This is a genomic window from Dokdonella sp., assembly GCF_051958935.1.
Lineage (GTDB): Bacteria > Pseudomonadota > Gammaproteobacteria > Xanthomonadales > Rhodanobacteraceae > Dokdonella_A.
Genome location: NZ_JBQCFP010000050.1, coordinates 1 through 6325 on the forward strand (window position 1 = coordinate 1; position 6325 = coordinate 6325).

The following is a 6325-nucleotide window of genomic DNA, read 5'->3' on the forward strand; positions in this document are numbered from 1 at the left end:
GCGACCTGGTGGATCCGCCAGGCGATCACGCGCTCGATCGCCGACCAGGCGCGCACGATCCGCATTCCGGTGCACATGATCGAGACGATCAACAAGCTCAACCGCATCAGCCGCCAGATGCTGCAGGAGATGGGCCGCGAGCCGACTCCGGACGAGCTCGCGATCAAGATGGAGATGCCCGAGGACAAGATCCGCAAGGTGCTCAAGATCGCCAAGGAACCGATCTCGATGGAGACGCCGATCGGCGACGACGAGGATTCGCACCTCGGCGACTTCATCGAGGACTCGACGATCGTCTCGCCGATCGAGTCGTCGACCAATATCGGCCTCATGGAAACCGTGCGCGACGTGCTCGCCGGCCTCACCCCGCGCGAGGCGAAGGTGCTGCGCATGCGCTTCGGCATCGACATGAACACCGACCACACGCTGGAAGAGGTCGGCAAGCAGTTCGACGTCACGCGCGAGCGCATCCGCCAGATCGAAGCGAAGGCACTGCGCAAGCTGCGCCACCCGAGCCGTTCGGAGCAGCTGCGCTCGTTCCTCGACATCGACTGATCCGGCGCTGCCCTGCCACGAAACGCCCGCGCCGGTCGCGGGCGTTTTCATTCGGGCCTTCCCCGGGTCGGCCGAGCCGTCGAGGCGCCTGCGCCGCGCCGCCTGCGTCGCGGTAGACTCGGGCGCTCGGCCGGGGTGGTGACGCCCAGCAGGTCGACCGCGGCGGGGGCTGCGGTCGATGCGTCCGCCCCTGCGCCGTGTTCCGACCTTGCGGTCGCCACCGTCGTGCCTGGGGAGAGTCCATGAAACATCCTGCCGTTCCGTCGATCCGTCGTTCCACGCGGGGCCTCGCGCTGTGCGCGCTCACGCTCGCCTGCAGCCAGGCGCTCGCCGCCGAGATCAGCCCGTCGCTCGCGATCGAGGCCGACGCGGCCGGTCGCGTCGACGCGCTGATCGTGCTGCCCGACCAGGCCACGCCCGTGCTCGCGCCGCTCGGCCCCGATGCCGACTACCTCGTGCGCCGCCGCGCCCTCGTCGACGCGCTGCGCGCGCGCGCGGACTCGCAGCAGGCGGACCTCATCGCGTGGCTGCGCGAACGCGGCATCGAGCATCGCGCGTACTGGATCTCCAACCTCGTCTGGGCGCGCGTATCGAGCGCCGACCTCGCCGAACTCGCGACGCGCCGCGACGTCGTGCGGGTGGAGCCGAATCCGCGCTTCCAGCACGCGCTTCCGCCCGACGAAACGGCGACCTCGCAGCCGGACGCGATCGAGGCGATCGAATACGGCGTCAACAAGATCAACGCCCCGGCCGTATGGGCCCTCGGCTACACCGGCCAGGGCGTCGTCATCGCGGGCGAGGACACCGGCTACCGCTGGGACCACGCCGCGCTGAAACCGCACTACCGCGGCTGGAACGGCACGAGTGCCGACCACAACTACACCTGGCACGACTCGATCCACGATTCGGTCGGCAACGTCTGCGGCAACAATGCGCCAGCGCCGTGCGACGACAACAGCCACGGCACGCACACCGCGGGCACCTTCGCCGGCGACGACGGCGGCACCAACCAGATCGGCGTCGCGCCCGGCGCGAAGTGGATCGGCTGCCGCAACATGGACGCAGGCACCGGCACGCCGGCGCGCTACATCGAGTGCATGCAGTGGATGCTCGCGCCGACCGACCTCGCCGGGCAGAACCCCGACCCGGACCTCGCGCCGGACGTGATCAGCAATTCGTGGACCTGCCCGCCGAGCGAAGGCTGCACGACCGGCACCGAGATCAAGACCGCGGTCGACAACCTCGTCGCCGGCGGCATCTTCTTCGCGGCCGCCGCGGCGAACGACGGCCCGAGCTGCAGCACGATCACCGACCCGCCCGCGATCTACGACTCGGCGTTCGTCGTCGGTGCGACCGACAGCCAGGATCGCGTCGCCTCGTTCTCCAGCCGTGGCCCGGTCAGCGGCGTCACGACGATCCGCCCGGACGCCTCGGCGCCGGGCGTGAGCACGCGCTCGGCGACGAATGCGAGCACGACCAGCTACGGCACCAAGAGCGGCACCAGCATGGCCACGCCGCACGTCGCCGGTGCGGCCGCGCTGCTGATGTCGGTCAATCCGGCGCTCAAGGGCCATCCCGACCAGATCGGCGAGCTGCTGCGCAGCACCGCGGCCACTGCAGGCGTGACCGATCCGTCGAACTCCGGCTGCGGCGGCCTCACCATGGCGAACCATCCGAACTACCAGGTCGGCTGGGGCCGCATCGACGTGCTCGCCGCGGCGCAGGCGACGATGACCACGAACCATACCGTCACGCCGAGCGTCGCCGGCGGCAACGGCACGATCTCGCCGTCGACCGCGCAGACGGTCGCCGACGGCGCCACGATCGCGTTCACGCTCGCGCCGGCGGCGGACTTCCACGTCGCGACGCCGATCGGCGGCACCTGCCCGGCCGGCTCGCTCGCGGGCAACGTCTACACGACGGGCGCGATCACTGCCGATTGCACGGTCGTCGCGAGCTTCGCGATCGACACCTGGACCGTGAGCGCGAGCGCCGGTCCGAACGGTTCGATCACCCCCGCTTCGCAGACGATCGATGCGGGCACGAGCGCGGTCCTCACGGTCACGCCCGATACGGGCTACGTCGTCGCCAGTGTCGTCGGCGACACCTGTACCGTTACGCCGAGCGGCGGCGACGGCTACGCTACCGACGCGATCCATGCCGATTGCGCGGTCAACGCGACGTTCGCACCCGACGCCAACGACACGATCTTCGTCGACGGCTTCGACGGCCCCTGATCGTGCGATTTCCGGCGGCGCCGCGCATGCGGCGCCGCCGTCGTTTCAGTTCACCGTGAACGTGACCGGCACCGCCACGCGCCGGTGGGCGAGGTCATTGTTCGCGATGCAGACGTTCGCGTGGTACGTGCCCGGCGCGAGCGTCGACGCATCGAAGCCCACCGTCACGGGCGTCGTCGCGCCCGGTTCGGTCGAGCCGCGCGTGGTCGAGTAGCTGAGCCACGGCACGTCGTTCGGGTACGCGCACACGCCGCCCAGGCGCGCGAGCGCGAACGCGGCGAGCTGGGTCTGCGTCGGGTCGGCGCCGATCGCATCGACGAGGGTCAGCGCGCCGGTCGACGGCTCGATCGTGTACATCTGCGCTTCGCCGATGCTGTTGTTGAACGCGGCGTAGTAGAGCGTGCCGCTGTAGTCGTCGACATCGAGCCCTTGCGCGTAGTTCGCGTCGAAGCCGAGCGAGGCGACGACGGCGGTATGCGCGTTTGCCTTGTCGATCGCGACGAAGTCGTCGGCGACGAGGTCGACGCCGTACATGTGGCCTTCGGCATCGACCGCGATGTCGACGACGAGCGTGCCATTGGTCGGGTCGCCGATGCCATCGATGCGCCCGACCAGGGTCGCGGCCGCGGTGAGGGGATCGATCGTGTAGAGGTACGCGTCGATGCCGAAGCGCCCCTGCGCGTAGGCGGATGCGTACAGCGTGCCGGTCGAGGCGTCCCACGCGAGTCCCGCCCAGTCGATGCCCGCACCGGCCTGCAAGACGGCGGTGCCGATCACGGTGACGGAACCGTCGCGCGTGTCGAGCGTGAGCAGGTGCCAGCTGTAGTGATCGATCGCGTACAACTTCGTGAAGTCTTCGTCCACGAACTCGCCCGCGCCCAGGATGAGGTCGCCGACGCCGGCGACCGGCATGATCGTCTCCGGATGCGTCGCGTCGAGGCTGACCAGTGAGGACGTGCCGAAATCGATCGCGAACGCGGCGGCGCCTTCGGCCTGCGGTACGTGCGCGCGCGGCGTCTTCGCAGGACGGGACTTCTGCCGCGGCGCGGGCATCGCGCTGGTCGCCGCGGGATCGCCGAGCGGCACCGTGTAGCGCGTCGTCGTGGGCAGGTGCGAGTCGCTTTCGAACGAGGCGATGTTCCAGGTCAGCGCCCGGTTGCCGACGTTGCCGATGTCGAGCGTCGCGCTCGTCGACGTCCCCGCGGCCGCACCGACGTCGAACTGCGCCGGCGTGACGACGATCTGCGGCACGCCGACGTCGAGCACGACCCCGGCACTCGCCGTGTAGGCGACCGGCGTCGTCGGCGAGAACAGGATCGCCTTGCCCGCGCCGACCGAGGCGGTCTTGTACGAGTACTGCAGCGCCGCGTCGACACCGGCCGGCGCGTTGAGGCCGATCGTCGTGCTGATGCCGTCGTTGCGCGCGGGATCGCCGACGTCGCTATCGGCGTACTGGAACAGGATCGCGTTGCTGCCTTCGTGAAGCACGACCTCGAAGGTCGCGCTGTCCTGCTGGATGCCGCCGATCATGATCGGCAGGTTGAACCACTCGACCACGAAGCGCCGGTTCGGTGCACTGCCGAGCGTCGCGACGTAGATGTCGCCGTCCTCGGGCTGCTGGTAATAGATGTCGGTCCAGTACGGCAGGATCGCCGCGCCGAGGTCGGCCGCAGGCAGCGGCTCGTTCTGTGGCGTGAACCAGCCCGCGTCGAGGTTGAACAGGATGCCGCCGTTGTACGCGACGCGCAGGCGATCGGCAGTGAGGCCGTAGTAGGAGAACGAAAAGCCGACATCGACCTCGGCCGTGCTGTCGTCGTCCTCGAGCCCGAGCGGCGTGCCGATGCCGCTGATGTCGACGAAATCGTAAACCGGCTCGCCATCGCCTGCCGGGTCGAAGCCATCACCGAAGATGCGCTCGCCGGCGAGCACGTTCGCCCTGAAGGCGTAGCCGGGATGCACGTCGTACGCGGTCCAGTGCGACTCCGGCGCCTGCGACTCGCGCGCGGTGACGATGCGGTTGTACTGCCGGCTCGCACCCGGCGCGAGCTGCATCGGCACGGCGCTGAGCAGCACGCCGGAGACGTCGTCGGCGAGCGTATGCCAGGCGAGCGTCGTCGCCGAATGGTTGGTCACGACGTAGCAGAAGTTGACCAGGTCGAGCCGGGTCACTTCGAGCTCGGTGGCGCCGCCGCAGGCGCCATCGGCGAGGTCGGTGCCGAGCGTGACCGAGAGGTCGATGCCGGTGCCGCGTGGGGCCGCGACCGCCGCGCAGGCGACCGACGTGGCGAAGGCCGCGCACAGCGCGACGATGGTGCGCCGGCGGAGCGGCGCATGAACGGTCGGCCGCGGCGCTGGAGCCTCGCGGTGTATGCGGAATGACATGGGTTCCCCTCGCTCTGGTGGTGTCCACGCATGCGACGCACGGCCACGACCCTGCGCCGTCGTCGAGCATGGGCTCCGCCGGCGCGGTCGGCATTCGTCGGGCATGAGGAATCCGTTGCGCGGCGATCATTCGCGCGTGCTCTGGCTGGATTGCGCGCATCACCGAGCCGCCCGCTGGGGCGGGCAGATCTGCATTCTCGATGGTGCACCGCTGCTCCCGCGGTCGCGTCCACGGCGGCGCTGCAAGGCGGGCGCCCGCGTGACCACCCGCGCTGCCACGCGGACTCGTCGCCACGCCCGCCCGCAGTTACACTCGCGGGCCATTTCGGGCCTGTAGCACAGCGGTTAGTGCAGGGGACTCATAATCCCTTGGTCCTCGGTTCGAATCCGAGCGGGCCCACCACCTAACCAGTCCATCGATGTCCAAGGTTGTCCGGCGTCGGCGGAAAATCCCCAATAATGCACACGATTCATCGGCCGGCATGGTCCGACACCGTCCAGCGATTTCCGGTGAAGCTGTGAGTAGGAGTTGTGAGTGCGGCGCCCGTCACTCGGCGCGGTACTCACTCAGGGGCTTAACTCACACCCCTGCTGAGCTGCCTGCCAGCTAGGGTCACGCGATCGAGTTCGCCGCTGGCGTGCTCCCGCGGCAATCGATCGCACGCACGCCAGCCCCGCACCAGCAACGCCCCGTGCGACGCTTCTCCACACTCGTAGGGGCAGCCGTCTCCGCCGGCATTGCTCATCCGAACAGCCGGCGCCGCCGGTACCGCGGTCACGCGTGGGCGGGATGCGGCGCGACGTCGCACCCCCGACCCGAGTTGATGTGCATCAAGTGCGCCATACCGCGCGCTCCGAAGATTCCGTTCACGAACTTTCCCACTCGAACGGAGCATCACCATGTTGCGCAAGCTGCCCCTGGCGATCATGTTGGCCGTCGGCGCTACTGCCGCGCACGCCGAACAAGGCGACTGGCAGGTCAAGGTTGGCCTTCACGCGGTCGATCCGAAATCCGGCAACGGCCACCTCGCGGGCGGCACGCTCGCGGCGGACGTCGATTCTTCGTGGAGCCCGAGCGTGACGCTCGAATACTCGGTGACGGGGAACCTCGGCATCGAGGTGCTCGCGGCGCTGCCGTTCGAGCACGACGT

4 protein-coding genes and 1 tRNA gene are annotated in these 6325 nt (G+C 69.4%); 4 read left to right on the forward strand and 1 reads right to left on the reverse strand.

Annotation, left to right across the window (positions count from 1 at the left end):
- Both ACTHK2_RS04375 and ACTHK2_RS04380 read left to right on the forward strand, forming a co-directional pair.
- A partial coding sequence (locus tag ACTHK2_RS04375) for a sigma-70 family RNA polymerase sigma factor (RefSeq protein WP_440244475.1) occupies positions 1-555 on the forward strand: 555 nt, incomplete at its 5' end.
- A 242-nt stretch (positions 556-797) separates the two neighbouring features.
- A complete protein-coding gene (locus tag ACTHK2_RS04380; RefSeq protein WP_440244476.1) occupies positions 798-2792 on the forward strand; it encodes a S8 family serine peptidase in 1995 nt (664 codons plus the stop codon).
- 45 nt (positions 2793-2837) lie between these two features.
- On the opposite strand, the gene ACTHK2_RS04385 is transcribed toward ACTHK2_RS04380, so the two are convergent.
- Positions 2838-5174, reverse strand: coding sequence for a hypothetical protein (locus tag ACTHK2_RS04385; protein ID WP_440244477.1), 2337 nt, complete (start codon positions 5172-5174; stop codon positions 2838-2840).
- 327 nt (positions 5175-5501) lie between these two features.
- Here ACTHK2_RS04385 and ACTHK2_RS04390 point away from each other — a divergent pair.
- A tRNA-Ile gene (locus ACTHK2_RS04390) sits at positions 5502-5577 on the forward strand.
- Between the two features lie 497 nt (positions 5578-6074).
- Positions 6075-6325, forward strand: a 251-nt coding sequence (locus tag ACTHK2_RS04395; RefSeq protein WP_440244478.1) for an OmpW/AlkL family protein, incomplete at its 3' end; no start/stop codon positions are given.